The sequence below is a fragment of the Thiocystis violacea genome, from assembly GCF_016583575.1.
Taxonomy (GTDB): Bacteria; Pseudomonadota; Gammaproteobacteria; order Chromatiales; family Chromatiaceae; genus Thiocystis; species Thiocystis violacea.
Genome location: NZ_NRRG01000036.1, coordinates 24747 through 41977, shown reverse-complemented (window position 1 = coordinate 41977; position 17231 = coordinate 24747). Strand labels below are relative to the sequence as shown.

Genomic DNA, 17231 nt, shown 5'->3' with positions numbered 1-17231 from the left:
AAAAGTCCTCGTGAGGATAGGCGTCATGGGATGAATTTAAACCGCCCCTGGATACTGGGCCTTTTGGAGAAATAAGCCATGAATGATTTCTTTACCCGACGAGACGCCTGCCCGAGTTGCGGCAATCATGATAACCTCGTGGTATTCAATGGCCGCTTCACCGAGAAGCCGGCCGTTGATTACATTAAAACCACGCTGCCCGAGGATGTGATCGCTCGGGAGTTCTCGAACGAAGACTATACGCTCATGAAGTGTCCTCGTTGCGAGCTGATCTTTCAGCGGGCGATACTCAATGACGCGGGCATGATGGCTTTCTACAATGAATGGCTTCCGAATTCTCCCATTATTCATGCCGTGGCCGCCAAGGATCAGGCCGAGCAGCATGCCAAGCTGACGCAGGAATTATTCGTGCTTGCCAAGCTCATGGGGCGTCCGTCGCGGCATATTTCAATACTGGATTTCGGCATGGGGCAAGGGCGATTCTGCATGGTTGCCAAATCCATGGGTTTTCAGGTCACGGGCTCCGATATCTCGGTCGAAGTCCTTGAGTCGGCGGCGAAGGACGGTATTGAAACGAGTCGCCTGGAGGATCTGAATGGAAGAAAGTTCGATTTCATCAATACCGAGCAGGTTTTCGAGCATCTGGGTAACCCTAGAGAGCAGCTTCAGGGACTGGTTTCACTCTTGAAGCAAGACGGGATCATTCGGATTTCCGTGCCTAACGGACGAGGTATTGAAAAGCGCCTAAAGCATATGGACTTTTCCGCTCCGCGTGGGCATCGGAATTATCTGGTTCCGGTCACTCCCGGACAGCATGTGAATACGTTCAGCTATTCCAGTCTGCGGGCGTTCGGTAAAACGCTGGGGCTGGAAGCCATCGCGGTCCCATTCTGGTATCAATACTCGATCATTCCGGCGATGAACGCCAAGATTTTCGTCAAGTCCATCCTGCGGCCGATCTATTACCATTTCATGAAGCCAGCCGCGATCTATTTTCGTCCGCTCAAGGAAGCCTAGGACGGACTGGAATCCTGGCCGGGACGGATGTCGACGGTCGGGAAATCACGTTGATACCGCCTCCAACCGCCCCCGTCCAGCGTCCACCGAATGTAGGATGGGCAGAGCGAGAGCGATGCCCATCCTGTACGCTCCGAGGCTCAAGATACAACCAACCTTCAGCCGGCGGCGGGGACGTTGGGGTTCACTCCCGTTCACCCCGCCCCGATCAAATGATAGCCGGTACGCCTCACTTTTGGTCGCCCCCATCGGCGCCTCGCGACTCAGGGAGCGAGGATCTATTCAATAAGATTCGCCGGTTCGGGATCGCCAACCCGGCTTGAACCGGCTCGGTTCAGACGTCGGACCACCAGCTTTTCCAATTCCACCAGAAACAGGACCGAGGAGGCGACCAGGACGATGCGCGGCCAGTCGTCCAGATCGATGGCGACGGTGCCGAATAGGGTCTGCATCCATCCCAGATAGGTGAAGCCGAGTTGGAATAGGATCAGCAGCCCGATGGCGATCAGCACATAAGGATTGCCGAACAGACCGGCCCGGTTCAGCACGGGAGCGTCGATATAACGGGAGTTGAACAGGTAGAAGATCTCGAACAGGACCAGGGTGTTCACGGCGACCGTGCGGCCCTGCTCGATACTCGCGCCATGCGCCATTTCCCAGAGGAAAAGGCCGAAGGTTCCCGCCGTCAGGATCAGCGAGACATAGGCGATGCGCCAGAGAAACAGTGGCGTCAGGATGGGATCGCGGGCCTTGCGCGGCGGACGCCTCATCACGCCCGGCTCCGGTGGCTCGAAGGCCAGCGCCAGGGCGAGGGTGATCGCCGTGATCATGTTGACCCAGAGCACCTGGACCGGTGTCAGCGGAAACGGCTGGAAGCCGAACAGGATGCTGCCGAGCACCACCAGCGCCTCGCCGCCGTTGGTCGGCAGGATGAAGAGAATGGCCTTTCTCAGGTTGTCGTGGACCGTCCGGCCTTCCTCGACCGCATTGGCGATGGAGGCGAAATTATCGTCCGCCAGCACCATCTCGGCGGCCTCCTTGGCGGCCTCGGTGCCGTTCACGCCCATGGCCACGCCGACATCCGCGCGCTTGAGCGCGGGCGCGTCGTTGACCCCGTCACCCGTCATCGCGACGACCTGGCCGTTCTCCTGCAAGCGCTCGACGAGTCGCAGCTTGTGCTCGGGCGTGACCCTGGCATAGACATCGACCTCGGCCACGCACGCCCGCAGCGAGGCATCGTCCAGGGCCTTGATGCCCGGTCCCGTCAGCACACGATCGGGATTGGCGAGTCCGACCGCCCGTGCGATCGCCCTGGCCGTGGTGGCATGATCGCCGGTGATCATCTTGACCCGGATGCCGGCCAGGGTGCAGGCGCGCACCGCCGCGATGGCCTCCTCGCGGGGCGGATCCATGAGTCCGAGCAGGCCGAGCATGACCAGATCCTCGCCCAGATCCTCGAAATCCAGCTCCGAGGCGTGCGTTCTTCCCGGCTTGGACGCGACCGCCAGCACCCGCTGACCGTCCGCCGCCAGTGCCTCCATGCGCTCAAGCCAGAAGTCGCGGTCAAGCGCGACGGCACCGCTATCCGCGCGCTGGGCCGCGCACAGTCCCAGCACTGACTCCAGCGCCCCCTTGACGAAGATGAAGGATTCGCCGGCGTGACTCCGATGCAGGGTCGCCATGAACTTGTGCCCGGACTCGAAGGGGATGAGATCGGTGCGCGGAAACTCCCGCCCAAGCCGCTCCGGATCCAGACCGCCCTTGACGCCCGCCACCAGCAGCGCGCCCTCCATCGGATCGCCGTGGATGCGCCAGCCTCCATCGACCTGTTCCAGGGCGGCGTCGTTGCACAGGAGCGCGGCGCGCAAGGTCTCCGACAGCGCGGGATCGTCCTGGGGCGAGCGAACCTCGCCATCGAGCAGGATGGCGCCATGCGGATCATGACCGCTTCCGCTCAGGGTAAAGGTCCGCTCGGCGGTCAGGATGCGATTGACCGTCATCAGGTTGCGGGTGAGGGTGCCGGTCTTGTCGGAGCAGATCACCGCCACCGTGCCCAGGGTCTCGACCGCCGGCAGGCGGCGGATGATGGCGTTGCGCCCGGCCATGCGCCGCACGCCGATGGCCAGCGTGATGGTCATGATCGCGGGTAGTCCCTCGGGGATGGCCGCGACCGCCAGACCGACGGTGGCCAGGAACATATCGGCGGCGCTGTAGTCGCGCACCAGCACGCCGAAGGCGAAGGTGGCGAGCGCGACCAGCAGGATGGCGGCGGTGAGCCAGCGGTTGAACTGGTCCATCTGGCGCAGCAGCGGCGTGGTCAATCGCTGTACGCCGGCCACCAGGGCGCTGATGCGTCCAATCTCGGTGCGGGCGCCGGTCGCGACCACCAGGCCCAGGCCCTGGCCTTGGGTCACCAGGGTTCCGCAATAGGCCAGGCAACGCCGGTCGGCCAGCACCGTGCCGACGGGGAGGGGATCGACGCCCTTGTCCACCGGAACCGACTCGCCGGTCAGGGCCGCCTCATCGATCCGCAAGCCCTTGACCCGGATGAGCCGAAGGTCGGCCGGGATCCTGTCCCCCGATTGCAGTTGCACCAGATCGCCCGGCACCAGCTCGGCGGCATCCAGGGTGATCAGGTGGCCATCGCGCCAGACCATGGCGCGCGGCGAGAGCATCCGGCGAATCGCCCGCAGGGCGTCTTCCGCCTTGCCCTCCTGCACGAAGCCGATCACCGCGTTGATCAGGACCACGCCCAGGATGACACCGGTGTCCACCCAATGGCGCAGGAACGCGGTCATCACTCCCGCCGCGAGCAGAACGTAGATCAGGACGTTGTGGAACTGGGCCAGGAAACGCCTCAAGGCGCCGCGCGGCTTCGCCTCGGGAAGCCGGTTGGGTCCATGGCGCGCCAGGCGTCGGTGGACTTCGTCGGACGCGAGACCTTTCTCGTGGGCGTCAAGCCGCTCGAACGTTTCCGCTGGGGTCAAACGGTGCCAGTGCATGGATTCCACGAAGACCTCCGACTTGCTTGTACTCCCGGCTTGCCTTGGCCTGAATCCTCGCCTCGGGCCTCTGGTCCGGGCGATCACCGACAAGTATTGTCGAATCCTCGGTCTCGGTCATTCATCCAATCACCCGGATTGCAATCCTGTTCATGGACCATCCTGGATTCTGGCGTTGCGATTTCCAATGAACGAAACAGGCTCGGCCCTCTTCATGGGGCCTTGGATGATCCCAGATCGGAACGGATCCGGTCGAGCGATTCAAAGACCTGGCGGCTATTGCGTTCCATCACGTCCAGGGTGTCCAGCAGCGCCCGGTAGTCAAGTGGCGATTGTCCGATAAGATCGAAGACCTGATGGGTGCAATCGTGCACCTTGGCGTGTGGCGCGTCCAGATCGCGATAGGATCGCGTGTGGGCGAAAAACAGCTTTCCATCACCTTCTTCATACCATTTTCCAAGCCGGCAATTATGGTGATCGACGAACTGAAAGGCCGGTTCATGCTTGCTGATGGACAGGTAGGTGTTGACCTTCCATATCACATGGTCCAGTTTGGCCAGACTCATGAAGACACTGTCCGACATGGTCCGAACCTCATGGAATGACGAGTTGACGTGAGTCTGAAGCGTGTTCAGGTTTTTCTCGAATCCGACGACATTGCCATTGATCTCCTGAACGCCACCCATGAGCGTCAGCGAGGTTTCCTGCACACTGGTGATATTGGTTAGCATGTTATGAATGACATCGCGCGTTTCCAGGATCGCGGACTGTGTCTTATCCGCTAGTGAACGGATCTCGCTCGCCACGACCGCGAAACCCCGACCGGCTTCGCCCGCGCGGGCCGCCTCGATCGCCGCGTTCAGGGCCAGGAGATTCGTTTGCTCGGCGATGGAGCGGATCAGCGTCAGAACCGCATTGATCTTGGCCGCATGGGCGGATAGTTGGCTGACGACTTGATTGGACTCTTGGGCGGTATTCGCCAATGAATCGAGAAAATGCGTGATCTGAACGATTTCAGTGGCGACGGCATTGAAATCGCCGGCGAGGTTGTCAATGGTTGACAACGTCTGCTTGGCCTCGCCGATGGAGACGGCAAGGTTACCTTGAATGTCCACGAGTCCGGTCTTGAGCTGTTCATCCTGAAAGGTCATGAGCACGTTGAGCTGCTGCTCGCGTTGCTCATTAGTACGCCATAACGCGATCTCCTCGCGCAATTGCTCAAGCTCCTCGCGCAGTAGGGCGTTTTCAGCCACCAAACCCCTGTTTTTCTCCATCAAGGCGCGGACGTGGTGTTCATGTCTTGATTTGGTAACGAACATCGTGCCTCCGAGGATTGTCTGATCATGGCCCCTGTCGAAAGAGTCTCGCCTAAGGTCGCGCGCGTTTCGCCGAGGCTCGTCACGGGATTCTACCTAATTCAAGTCGGTCATCGAGCGGTCTAATCGCATCAAGGTTCACTAATATGCTTACATGCGATAAGCATGGGGATGCGTGATCGCCGAGGATCTAGGGCGGTACGGCGTATACACCCCGTCCTGAACATTTTCCGAACGGATCGGCCACCGCCGAACCCCTGGCTGGTCATCAAACGTTACGGACGGGGCGAATGCCCCGTCCGGCCTGGTATAGTTTTCGACGCGAGGCAATAACAGATTTATCACAGGAGGCACACATGGCGTCAAAGCAACCGCAAGACATTCTCGACTGGCTCATGACGGACAGCCCGGTCAAGCCAGTTGACCACACCGATTTTGTGCCGAAAAACTTAGACCATTTGTCCGCGTCAGAACGTCAAGCGCTTTTGAACTGGCTGAAGCATAACGGTGATCAATCCGCAGCGGCGGCTGACGACATCGCCAATACATTCGCCGCCACCGGCAAGGACGAGCAAAGTCAGGCATCTGTCATCGCCTGGTTGCTCTCCGCGCGGAATATTCTGGCGAGCGAGCAGCTCTCTATTACCGAAAAATTGGACAAACTGAACGACAGCCAGCCCACGGGCGCGACGCTCTCTATCCTGAAAACAGCCAGCGGCGCGGTTTGGAACGGCTACCAACGACTACCGCTGGCGTTGCGCTTATCACTGCCCGCCACGGTCGCCGCCATCCCTTTTCTGGGCGGAACCGGCGTTGGCATTGCCGCCTTTGGCGGTGCCATCGGACTGCCAGCGCTTCTGGTGTTTTTTCTGGGCGCGTCAGGAATCACCAGCATCATCGCCGCGCTGCTGCACACCGACGACGAGTCCGCATTGTTCATGCAAGGCATCCTGGCGATTCTGGCGACCGATGGCGCGCTGTTCCGCTTGAAGCAAGCCACCCGCGAAGCCGTCGCTCAAGACATCACGGTCCCCTGCAGGCAGTCGATACCACAAGCACAAGCGGACATTCTCGCAAAACTGTTGAGCTTATCCTCGCTCGATTTTGAGCGTCATGTCATGGCCTTTTTTGCCGAAGCGGGCATGACCGCGTGGGCCACGCCCGCTGGTAGCGATGGCGGCATTGATGGCGTCGCCAAGGATGGCCAGCGCGTTTTGCTGATCCAATGCAAGCGCTACGCGCTCGATCACCCGGTCGGACGCCCAGCGATTCAGCAATTCAAGGGCGTGGTTGAGGAAAACGCAGCGGATTTAGGCGTGTTCGTGACCACCAGTGCGTTTACGGCGCGCGCGATGGAGAGCGCGGCCAAAACTGACCGCCTCCTGCTGGTGGACGGTGAACGTCTGACGCGCTGGCATCGTGAGGGGTTTTCACTGACAGCCGTTAATTGACCCCTCACAATGCATACCTCACCCCCACCTTGGTCACAGGATAGGCCGCGCCGTTTTTGATCGTCACCGTCTGACCCACTGACACGGCCCCCCCGCGTTGACCGCCGTCACTGGCCCGCGCTGCGCGACGCCTTCGCCAGCCTGCCGGCGGACAGCCGCGTCTTCGACTGGCAGGCCGCCTTTCCCGAGGTCATGGCCCAGGGCGGCTTCGACATCGTCGTCGGCAATCCGCCTTACGTGCGCCAGGCAGCGCTCGGCCCGTTCAAGCCCTATCTGGCCGCGCGCTACGCCAGCTATCACGGGGTCGCCGATCTCTATGTCTATTTCTACGAGCGCGGCCTGGAGCTACTCGCCCCCCAGGGCAAACTGAGCTACATCGTCACCAACAAATGGCTGCGCGCCGGCTATGGCGAGCCACTGCGCCGACTCTTCGCCGAGCGCGCTGAGATCGAGGAGATCCTGGACTTCGGTCACGCGCCCATCTTCGAGGACGCCGACACCTTTCCCTGCATCCTGATCGCCCGCCATCGGCCCCCCGAGCCAAGGCCGGAGCCATCCCTGGTGCGGGTCTGTCCGGTTCCGCGCGACCGTCCCGCCGAGCTGTCGCTGGACAACTATGTCCACGAGCACGGCTACCCCGTGCCCTGGTCGCGCTACGGCGCCGAACCCTGGAGCCTGGAGTCGCCCGAGGTCGAGACCCTGATGGGCCGGCTGCGCGAGCGCGGGGTGCCGCTGGCCGAGTTCGTCGGCGTGAAGCCCATGTACGGGATCAAGACCGGACTCAACGAAGCCTTCCTGATCGACGAGACGACCCGCGCCGAGCTGATCCGCCAGGATCCCGGCTGCGCGGATGTCATTAAGCCCTATCTGCGGGGTCAGGACATCAAGCGTTGGGCACCGGATTGGCAGGGGTTGTGGATGATCGTGCTCAAGTCGAGCCTCAACTTCGCCTGGCCCTGGCAGGAGTCGGGCGACCAGGCGGAGGCGGTCTTCGCACGGACCTATCCGAGTCTCCATGGTCACATGAAGGGTATGGAGGAACGTCTGCGGGCGCGTCAGGACCAGGGGCGGTATTGGTGGGAACTGCGATCCTGCGATTACTACGGAATCTTCGATGAGCCGAAAATCATCCACACGGACATTGCTTGGTACCCCCAGTTCGCCTATTCGGATGGGCCGCTTTACTTCGTCAACACCTGCTACATCTGGCCCACGGCGGATCTGTTCGCCCTTGCCGCCATGAACTCCCCGGTGATGTGGGCCTATATGTGGCGTCACGCTCAACACGGTAAGGATGAAGCGCTGCGCCTGTTCAACTCCTTCACGACCACCCTGCCGATCGCCGACCCGACCCCCGAAATCCGCCGCGAGGTCGAGGAGCGGGCCGCCGCCGCCCTGGAGCTGACGCGCCTCACCCAGCGGGAATCCGGCGAACTGCTGACCTGGCTGCGTCTGGAACTGGGGGTGGAGAAGCCCGGTCAGCGTCTGGAGACCTTCGCCGACCTGACCGGCGAGGCGTTCGCCGCCGAGGTCTGCAAACGCCGTCCCAAGGGTGCGCCCCGTCTCACCCCCCGGACCCTGACCGAGCTGACCGACACCCACCGTCGCTACGCCACCGCCGCACAGGCCCGCGCCGCCCAACGGCGCGCCCTGGAACGGCGGATGTCCGATCTGGTCATCCAGGCGTATCAACTCACCGACGCGGAGATCGACCTGCTGTGGCGCACCGCGCCGCCGAGGATGCCGGGCGCGCGATGATCGGTTCCAAGGCTTGGATCGACGCGCGACGCGGATGTCGAGCGGCCTCCAACCCGACAGTGCCGTGGATGATTCGCGGCAGCCCGCGGATCGGCGTCGCGGCCTGGTCGCTCTACCCATCCCTGCTATAGATACCGCAGGGCGGCGATGACCAGTCCCACTCCGGTCGCGATAAAGCCAACCAGCCAAAAAAACTGCTGGTCGTGACGCTTGAGCATCTCGTCGAAGCGCTTGTCCACCTGCTCGAAGCGTTTGTCCATGCTCGTCTGCATGGCCTCGAAGCGCTTGTCCATCTGCTCGAAGCGCTTGTCGATGCTCGTCTGTATGGTCTCGAAGCGTTTGTCCATCTGCTCGAAGCGCTTGTCCATGCTCGTCTGCATGGCCTCGAAGCGTTTGTCCATCTGCTCGAAGCCTTGTCGCATCAACTCGCGCTGGTGCTTGAGTTCTTCCTCCACCCGCACCATGCGCTCGCGCAGTTCGATCTCATAGACCACCGGCGGCTTGCCGAGGCTCTGCTCGGCCAGCCAGTCCCCGAGGTGGGCCTTGATAAAGGCAATGTCTTCCTGGGCCAGGGCCATGCCCGTGTCCTCTGTCAAACCACTGAATACACAAACTCTAGCGGATCGCGGCGCGACCCGGCAAGGCCATTGGGCACAAGCCCGGCCCCCGGTTTTTCGGGGCGGCGCGGGGCGATGGGTTTCACCGCGCCTTTCGGCTTCGCTCAGGACAAGCTCGACCCATCTACGAGGCTTCCGCACCGAAACGCTTGACCAGACATTCGGGGATCGGTTCGAGGCTGGCGCGCGGATCGTCGATCCGTCGCGCGAGCCGCGGTGCCTGTCAGGAATACCAAAATGCCCCCATGTCGTGACCCGTGGAAACTCTTTGGTGAGACCAGGCGCCAAAGCCAAGGACCGACGGCAAGAGTCGCGCCGCCGGGTCGACTTCTGTTTGGCGAATCCATGTGAACCGAAACGAGCAGGTAGAGGCCAATGCGCTCCATGTCGAGCAACGCCCCTGGCGGGCGGAGCGATTTCTCCGAGGATGCGGTCTCTCGCCTGACGTATCGCCTCGCGGCCAAGTATCGCGCCCGCATCGCCGCCCAGCGGGTCGAGCCGGCGCGCCCGGCGAGCTGGCGTGATTTCCCTTCGGACCTCTCGCCCCAGCTCGTCCATGCCCTGCGCGCGCGCCGTCTGAGTCAGCTCTACAGCCACCAGCGCGCCGCCTGGGATCTGGCGCGCGCCCATCGCCACCTGGTGGTCGCGACCCCGACCGCGTCCGGTAAAACGCTCTGCTACAACCTGCCGGTGCTGCAATCCGTCCTGAGCGAAGGCGGCAAGGCGCTCTATCTCTTCCCGACCAGCAATTCCCGGCGAACGGATCGTAAGCCGCTGATTTAGAAATAATCTGGCTTTTGGAAGCAACAAGGTTTGCAAAATAGTAACCTATCTTTTCAAGAGGTTAGCGTTCGCCGGGAATTGCTGCTTCCCGACCAAGGCGCTCGCCCAGGATCAGGTGGCGGAACTGATGGAACTGAGCCGGGCGCTGACCGAGGCGGGCGGGGAGGGGGTCAAGGCGTTCACCTTCGATGGGGACACGCCGGGCGATGCGCGCAAGGCGGTGCGCACGCGCGGCGACATCGTGCTCAGCAACCCGGACATGCTGCACCAGGCGATTCTGCCGCATCACACCAAGTGGGCTCGGTTCTTCGAGGGGCTGGAGTACGTGGTGGTCGACGAGCTGCACAGCTATCGCGGTGTCTTCGGCTCGCATGTGGCCAACGTCTTTCGCCGTCTGCGGCGCATCTGCCGTTTCTATGGGGTCGAGCCGACCTTCATCTTTGCGTCCCTCGGTAGCGCTGGATCTGAGTTCGCGTTGCAGATGCGAGGTCCTGACACGACGAGCCGTTCTGGCTACGACTCTGCCAACTGGATCAGTGACCGGTACAGTGCCAGGAAGCTCGTCGAGCGGTTCCGCTGCGGTATCAGCAGCGGTGCGATCCGGCGAGCGCCGTCGCCCTTTTGGTAAGTTGGAATCGCCTTGGACAGTTCGCGTGACGGACTGCCTAGGCTATCCGGGTTGCGGTACTTCGCCTTGCGGTCGTGCGCCGCGAGCGCGGGTTTGTCGAACGCCTCCGACACCGCCTGCCAGTCACCCACGAAGAAGGCTTCCAGCTCCCGGCATGCGATCCGGACGATGGCTTCTGGTTTGCCGGCCTGAGAGCACAGGTCGGCCAGGCGCATCTTGATCTGCACACAATCGCCGCTGTCCTGATCTCTCAGGACGAGGAAGCGGCTGTTGGGCCGCAACCACCCTTGCAGTCGCCGCACCATCTGCTTTTCCAGATCTTGTTTGCCTTCAAAGACCAGGAAATGCGCTGTCACTCCGAGCGGCAGCCAGTGCTGTTGCGTACCTCTCAGAAAGTCTGCGGCGGACGGCTCTTCGAGCAGGAAGACAAGATGCTCGATCACGGGTTCACACCTGGAAAAAGTCCCTGCTTCCAGAGATAACCCATCTGATCGCCTGCTTCCATGTAGGCTTGGATCTGGGGATCGTCGGCGGCGCGATAGGCCTGTGTGTAACCCTGTTCCTTGACCAGCCAGAAGACTTCGTCGATCCCGACGGCATTGAGAAAATCAGGCGAATGGGTGGTGACGAACACCTGTCCGCCACGTTGGGCGTAAGCCCTGAACTCTTCCGCCAGATCCCACAGCAAGGATGGATACAGTTGGTTCTCGGGCTCCTCGACGCAGAGCAGGGGGTGCGGATGCGGATCGTAGAGCAGGACCAGATAGGCCAGCATCTTGATCGTCCCGTCCGAGACATAACGCGCCAGGAAAGGATCCTCGAAAGCCCCATCCTGGAATCTCAGCAGCACCCGTCCCTCCTCGGTGGGCTTGGCTTCCACGCGCGTGATGCCTGGGATGCGATGCTTCAGCCGATCCAGGATGTCCTGGAAGACGGGCGGATGCTGCTTGTAGAGGTAGTCCACCACCAGCGAGAGGTTCTCCCCTTCGCGTGACAGGTGTTCCGCATAGCCGGCGTCGGTCTCGGGTCGTGCACGGCTGATGTGGAAGTCCGACAGGTGCCAGTTCTCGATCAGATTGCCAAGCGCGACCACGGCGGGGAAACGCTCGAACTGGGCCAGCGCCTTGATCGCCAGGATGTCCGGGCTCTTCAGTGTCTGCTGATCACGCTGCAACTGGGTCTCGTCGCTCACCGACTCCAGTTCGTTGGTGACCGCATCGCCGACTCCGCAGGAAAAGTCGAGGTAGCGCCAAGGCTGTCCCCGGCTGCCGCGCCGGTATTGCAGGATCTCCCGCTTGACGACAGGCCGGCCCGCCTGTTCGTCGATGTGAAGCTCATAGGTGATTCGCCGCGACTGACCCTTGGCGAGCGTCGCACGGAATTTGATCTCGATCTCGATCGGATCCGAACATCCCCGGCTGCGGACTTCGGTCAGGCCGCGGCTACCGCCCAACCGTCCCAACGCCGCCGTGACATTGGTCGTCATCGCGTCGCGCAGGAAGGCGAACACCGAGAACAGCGTGCTCTTGCCGGTGCCGTTGGCGCCTACCAGCACGCAGAAGCGCGGAAGCTCTCTCAGATGCACGTCCCTGAAGGCGCGAAAGTTCTTCAGGCGTATGGATTCGATCTGCATGGCGAAGATCCTGAGCTTGCTGTTTTCGAGGATGCGGTCTGTCGGAGTGTCAACAGTGCATCAAGATACTCATTGCTGGCCCCGTTGGACACCAATGGATGCCAATTCAATTGCTGTGGTTGCATCGAAAGGCGGTCGATCAGCTAACCGCTGTGTGTTCTTGGCAAATGATGTTTCATCGCCATGACGTACCAGTGTCGGCGCTCGCCGAGTAAGATCGACACTGCGCGTGCCGTCGAGCCTTTCTGCGGCATGTCGGGAGCTGGGTGAAGTTTGTTTGGAGCAACTGGGTCTGATCCGACCATTCTTCGGCATTTCGATGACTCGTCGGGAACGTGAACGGTGTCGCGCACTCGGCTGTAACACAATCGGCGAGGCTGGTGCGCGGAAGGCGATTGGTCGTGCGTGTTTGGCGAAGTGGTTTTCCAAGCCGTGTAATCAACAGTTACCGTTATTGATCCTCTCGACCATGCCAGCGCGTTGCGCAGTGGCCAAGTAGTGCCCAATTTTTTGCGACGAGACGCAGGCCATCCGGAAGTGACACTCCTGAAATCGCACGATGAATCTACAGTCAGCCATCGCGCTGAATCGGCGATTCTGCCGATCGAACGCTTGAGTGTTAGGTTGCTCGCCAAATATGCCTACCGCATTACCGCCCAGCAGACACAGCCAGCCTGCGCGGCGCGCTGGCGTGATCTGCCCTTCGATCTGGATCCGACCCTAAGCCAGGCGCTACGAGCGCGCGGTCTGAGTCAGCTCTACAGCCACCAGCGCGCCGCCTGGGATCTGGCGCGCGCCCATCGCCATCTGGTGGTCGCGACCCCGACCGCGTCCGGTAAAACGCTCTGCTACAACCTGCCGGTGCTGCAATCCGTCCTGAGCGAAGGCCGCAAGGCGCTCTATCTCTTCCCGACCAAGGCGCTCGCCCAGGATCAGGTGGCGGAACTGATGGAGCTGAGCCGGGCGCTGACCGAGGCGGGCGGGGAGGGGGTCAAGGCGTTCACCTTCGATGGGGACACGCCGGGCGATGCGCGTAAGGCGGTGCGCACGCGTGGCGACATCGTGGTCAGCAACCCGGACATGCTGCACCAGGCGATCCTGCCGCATCACACCAAGTGGGCTCGGTTCTTCGAGGGGCTGGAGTACGTGGTGGTCGACGAGCTGCACAGCTATCGCGGTGTCTTCGGCTCGCATGTGGCCAACGTCTTTCGCCGTCTGCGGCGCATCTGCCGCTTCTACGGTGTCGAGCCGACCTTCGTTTTCGCGTCGGCGACCATCGCCAATCCGGCCGAGCTGGCGGAGCGGCTGATCGGCGCGCCGGTCGAGGCGATCCTGGAGAGCGGCGCGCCTCAGGGCGAGCGGCATCTGCTGCTCTGGAACCCACCGGTCATCAATCCGGATCTCGGCATCCGCGCCTCGGCCCGCTCGCAGACGACCCGCATCGCCCGCCTGGCGGCCAAGCTGGGGCTCAAGGTGATCGTCTTCGCCCGCTCGCGGCTCATGGTGGAGGTCATCACCAAATATCTGAAGGACGTCTTCGACCGCGACCCGCGCCGCCCGCCGCGCGTGCTGGCCTATCGCGGCGGCTATCTGCCGAGCGAGCGGCGGCGTGGAGAGCAGGCGATGCGCGCGGGCACGGTGGATCTGGTCGTCGCGACCTCGGCGCTGGAACTGGGGGTGGACATCGGGGCGCTGGATGTGGCCATCCTCAACGGCTATCCGGGCACGGTGGCGGCGACCCGTCAGCGGCTTGGGCGGGCCGGGCGGCGGCTGCGACCCTCGCTCGGGGTGCTGGTGGCGACCAGCGATCCGCTTGACCAATACCTCATCCGCCATCCCGAGTTTCTGTTCGACGCCTCGCCCGAGCACGCCCGCATCCACCCGGATCAACTCCTCATCCTGCTGGAGCAGGTGCGCTGCGCCGCCTTCGAGCTGCCGTTTCGCGACGGCGAGACCTTCGGCGCGGAGGATCTGGGCGAGATGCTCGGCTATCTGCGCGACGAGGGCGTGCTCCAGCACCAGGGGGAGCACTGGTATTGGGTCGCGGACAGCTACCCGGCCAACGCCGTCTCGCTGCGTTCGGTCGCGGAGGGCAACTTTGTCGTCATCGACACGACCGGGGGCGGTCAGACCATCATCGCCGAGGTGGATTTCAGCAGCGCGCCGGGCACCCTTTACGAAGGGGCCATCTACATGGTCCAGTCCCAGCCCTACCAGGTCGAACGGCTCGACTGGACCGGCCGCAAGGCGTTCGTCACCCCCACCCGAGCCGACTATTACACCGACGCCATCGATTACAGCCGGCTTAAAATCCTTGACCGTTTCGAGGGCCGGGCTCGGGGTCGGGGCGCGGTGGCCAATGGCGAGGTGCATCTGGTCCGCCGCTATTCCGGCTATAAAAAGATCCGCTATTACAGCCACGACAACATCGGCTATGGCAACATCGCGCTCCCGGATCAGGAGATGCACACCACGGCGGTCTGGTGGCAGGCCGATCCGGTCGCGCTGGAGATCGCGTTGCCGGATCGACAGCAGGCGATCGAGGGCTTCCTTGGCGCGGCCTATGTCCTGCATCATGTCGCGGCCCTGCGGGCGATGGCCGAGTTGCGCGATCTCGGGCGCGCGGTGGGGGACGGGCAGGGCACCTGGTTCGCTATCGGCGATAGACGCGGTCGGATGAGCGGTCCGGACAACAGCACGCTCGACGTCGCGGCGGCCGACCGCTTCGAGCCCACCCTTTTTCTCTACGATAACTATCCGGGCGGCGTCGGGCTTTCCGCGCCGCTCTATGACGATGCCCGACGGCTGGTCGCCGACGCGCGGGAATTGGTGACTGGCTGCGCCTGCGTCGGCGGCTGTCCGGCCTGTGTTGGCCCCATACCGCCGGGCGACGAGTCGCGCGCTCACCCCGCGTCAGGCGGCCTTGACCGTTTTGGATCTCCTTTGATGACACCCAAGCTATGACACGTAAGATGAATGCCTTGATGCTGATCGGGCTGATCGGTGCCCCCGTCGCCGGAGCCCAATTCGGCGTCGACTATAGCCGCGCCATTTGGGGCGACGACCAGATCTGGTGGACCCCCGCGACCATGGCCTTGCCGTTGGAGCAGACGCGCGGAAGCTTCCAGCTTTTCCTCGACAACGAGCCGATCCAGAACCATCTGGAGCGTCGCTCGCTGACCGCCCTCGACACGAACGGCTTGGCCTATTTCGTGGCACCCGAACTGTTCAAGGTGCGTCTAAACAACTGGGCGCCGGTCAAGGCGTCCCTGCTCCATAAGGCGGTCTACTCGGCGTTCGCGCTGGGCGTCTCCCTGACCTGTCTGGTGGTGGGTCTGATTCAGTTTTTCCGGCAACCGCTGCCGCGTCGGCGCGTGGTCGATGGACAGGCCCGACCGATCCGTCGCTGAACGCCTGAGGCGTCCGCGCGGTCAGCCGGCGCGGCCCGAGCCGGAGGAGGGCGCGCTGGCCGCCGGACGGCTGGAACTGGCGCGGCTCTATCGGCGGCGTGGCGATTGGAGCGGAGCCGTCCGGATTTGGGAGGCGTTGGCTGCCGAGGGCGATCCGAGCGCGCGGGCGGCGCTCGCCAAGTATCATGAGCACCAGACCCACGACCGGCGTCAGGTTCTGGCGTTTGCCTTGGACCTGCCGGCCGGACCCGAGCGCGAGCGGCGCTGCGAGCGGCTGCGCGAGAAGCTGGCGATAGGGAAGGGGGATGTCGGCTGAACAACGAAAGGCGATAGCGATGGCGGTTGGAACCAAGGTGAAGGCATGGTCTAGGCTGGTCGGTTTACTGCTGATGGGCTCGGTGCTGGCGATGCTGGTGGGTTGCGCCAGCAAGCCGGTCACATCCAGCAAGGGCGCCGACACGCCGGCGCGTCCTCCCGAGCCCTTGACGCGGGCGCCGCGATCCGCGTCCAAGCCCAGTGCGCCGGCCATCCCGAAATCCCCTCGCGCGCGGGCGCTGGCGCTCGCCAACAAGCTGCTGCCGCCGGATCTCCGTGACCGCGACGGCTGGGCGCGCGATATCGCGACCAGTCTCGTCGCCCTGTCCATTCCCTCCGAGCCGCACAAGATCTGCGCGGTCGCGGCCATCATCGAACAGGAATCGGGCTGGCAGGCCGACCCGGTCGTGCATGACCTTCCGGGCATCGCGCGGCGCGAGATGGACAAGAAACTGGATCGTTACATGATCCCCGGCGCGGTCCTGGACGTGGCCTTGCGCAAGGAGTCAGCCAACGGCAAGACCTATGCGGAACGCATCGCCGGGCTGCGCACCGAGCGCGAACTCTCGTTGCTTTACGAGGAGATGATCGCCGAGCTGCCGCAAGGCGAACGCTTCCTCGGCGGCATGAATCCGGTGCGTACCGGCGGCCCGATGCAGGTGAGCGTCGGCTTCGCGGCCCAAGTGATGCGCGAGCGACCCTATCCCTGGCGCAAGGCCGGGAGCGCCCGCGAGGAGGTCTTCACCCGCCGTGGCGGCGTCTATTTCGGAACCGCCATGCTGCTCGACTATCCGGTGAGCTACGACCGCATGATCTACCGCTTCGCCGACTTCAACGCCGGCCGCTATGCCAGCCGCAACGCCGCCTTCCAGCGTCTGGCGGCGGCCCTGTCGGGGCATGAGCTGGCGCCCGACGGCGATCTCCTGCGCTACAAGGACGGCCAGCCGGTCGGCGGCAGCCAGACCCAGGCCGCGCTGGAGGACATCCCCGCTCTCGGCCTGGGGCGTGCGGCCATCAAGCGCGACCTGCTGTTGGAAAAGAGTTTCGATTTCGAGCGCACCGAGCTGTACGGGCGGGTGCGGGATCTAGCCCGGCAGCGTGGACTTGCGGTTCCGGTCGCCGCGGTTCCGGATATCGCCCTGAAGAGTCCCAAGATCACCCGCAAGCTCACCACCCGCTGGTTCGCCGAGCGGGTCGAGGGACGTTACCGGCGCTGTCTGGCGCGGGATACGCCGGAGGCGATTTAGAGTCATTGAGGTGGCGAATCGAGACCGCGGAACATCCAGCCGTTCGTGCTTCCC

The 17231-nt window shown here is 63.0% G+C and carries 11 protein-coding genes and 3 pseudogenes; 8 read left to right on the top strand and 6 right to left on the bottom strand.

The annotated features are described in order from the left end of the window. Positions 1–78 precede the first annotated feature (78 nt). Positions 79–1017 carry a class I SAM-dependent methyltransferase gene (locus CKO27_RS16175; RefSeq protein ID WP_200375946.1) on the top strand — a complete coding sequence of 313 codons (939 nt, stop codon included), beginning with the start codon at positions 79–81 and terminating at the stop codon, positions 1015–1017. A 278-nt stretch (positions 1018–1295) separates the two neighbouring features. Here CKO27_RS16175 and CKO27_RS16170 read toward each other — a convergent pair whose 3' ends face one another. From CKO27_RS16170 to CKO27_RS25320, 3 genes and pseudogenes are all read right to left on the bottom strand, one after another. Beyond that, complete coding sequence (locus CKO27_RS16170; protein ID WP_200375953.1) at positions 1296–4019, bottom strand: cation-transporting P-type ATPase; 2724 nt, start codon at positions 4017–4019, stop codon at positions 1296–1298. A gap of 212 nt (positions 4020–4231) precedes the next feature. Next, entirely contained in the window at positions 4232–4585 is a 354-nt protein-coding gene (locus CKO27_RS25325) for a CZB domain-containing protein (RefSeq protein WP_242470954.1), read from the bottom strand. A 63-nt stretch (positions 4586–4648) separates the two neighbouring features. Continuing rightward, positions 4649–4933 (bottom strand): annotated as a pseudogene (locus tag CKO27_RS25320) (methyl-accepting chemotaxis protein); the annotation flags it as partial. Between the two features lie 758 nt (positions 4934–5691). On the opposite strand from CKO27_RS25320, the gene CKO27_RS16160 reads away from it, so the two are divergent. Together CKO27_RS16160 and CKO27_RS16155 are read left to right on the top strand one after the other, a co-directional pair. After that, on the top strand, positions 5692–6786 hold the full coding sequence (locus CKO27_RS16160; protein WP_200375944.1) for a restriction endonuclease: 1095 nt from the start codon (positions 5692–5694) through the stop codon (positions 6784–6786). A 78-nt stretch (positions 6787–6864) separates the two neighbouring features. Further along, positions 6865–8544 carry an Eco57I restriction-modification methylase domain-containing protein gene (locus CKO27_RS16155; RefSeq protein ID WP_420825838.1) on the top strand — a complete coding sequence of 560 codons (1680 nt, stop codon included), beginning with the start codon at positions 6865–6867 and terminating at the stop codon, positions 8542–8544. A 125-nt stretch (positions 8545–8669) separates the two neighbouring features. Here the strand turns inward: CKO27_RS16155 and CKO27_RS16150 are convergent, their stop codons facing one another. After that, positions 8670–9122 (bottom strand): hypothetical protein, encoded by a 453-nt coding sequence (locus CKO27_RS16150; RefSeq protein WP_200375942.1) that lies wholly within the window; start codon positions 9120–9122, stop codon positions 8670–8672. A 414-nt stretch (positions 9123–9536) separates the two neighbouring features. On the opposite strand from CKO27_RS16150, the pseudogene CKO27_RS25315 reads away from it, so the two are divergent. Beyond that, positions 9537–10392 (top strand): annotated as a pseudogene (locus CKO27_RS25315) (DEAD/DEAH box helicase); the annotation flags it as partial. 65 nt (positions 10393–10457) lie between these two features. Here the strand turns inward: CKO27_RS25315 and CKO27_RS16135 are convergent. Together CKO27_RS16135 and CKO27_RS16130 are read right to left on the bottom strand one after the other, a co-directional pair. Next, positions 10458–11015, bottom strand: a complete 558-nt coding sequence (locus tag CKO27_RS16135) for a DUF4276 family protein (protein ID WP_200375940.1) — start codon at positions 11013–11015, stop codon at positions 10458–10460. Beyond that, on the bottom strand, positions 11012–12205 hold the full coding sequence (locus CKO27_RS16130; RefSeq protein ID WP_200375939.1) for an AAA family ATPase: 1194 nt from the start codon (positions 12203–12205) through the stop codon (positions 11012–11014). The genes CKO27_RS16135 and CKO27_RS16130 overlap by 4 nt, the downstream gene beginning before the upstream one ends. A 546-nt stretch (positions 12206–12751) precedes the next feature. Here CKO27_RS16130 and CKO27_RS16125 point away from each other — a divergent pair. From CKO27_RS16125 to CKO27_RS16110, 4 genes and pseudogenes are all read left to right on the top strand, one after another. Then, positions 12752–15152: pseudogene (locus CKO27_RS16125) on the top strand (DEAD/DEAH box helicase). A gap of 13 nt (positions 15153–15165) precedes the next feature. After that, the gene (locus CKO27_RS16120; RefSeq protein ID WP_200375938.1) at positions 15166–15615 is read left to right on the top strand and encodes a hypothetical protein; all 450 of its coding nucleotides are present in this window, start codon (positions 15166–15168) and stop codon (positions 15613–15615) included. After that, positions 15587–15931, top strand: coding sequence for a hypothetical protein (locus CKO27_RS16115; RefSeq protein ID WP_200375937.1), 345 nt, complete (start codon positions 15587–15589; stop codon positions 15929–15931). The genes CKO27_RS16120 and CKO27_RS16115 overlap by 29 nt, the downstream gene beginning before the upstream one ends. Before the next feature lie 19 nt (positions 15932–15950). Beyond that, on the top strand, positions 15951–17177 hold the full coding sequence (locus CKO27_RS16110) for a DUF1615 domain-containing protein (protein WP_200375936.1): 1227 nt from the start codon (positions 15951–15953) through the stop codon (positions 17175–17177). Positions 17178–17231 lie beyond the last annotated feature (54 nt).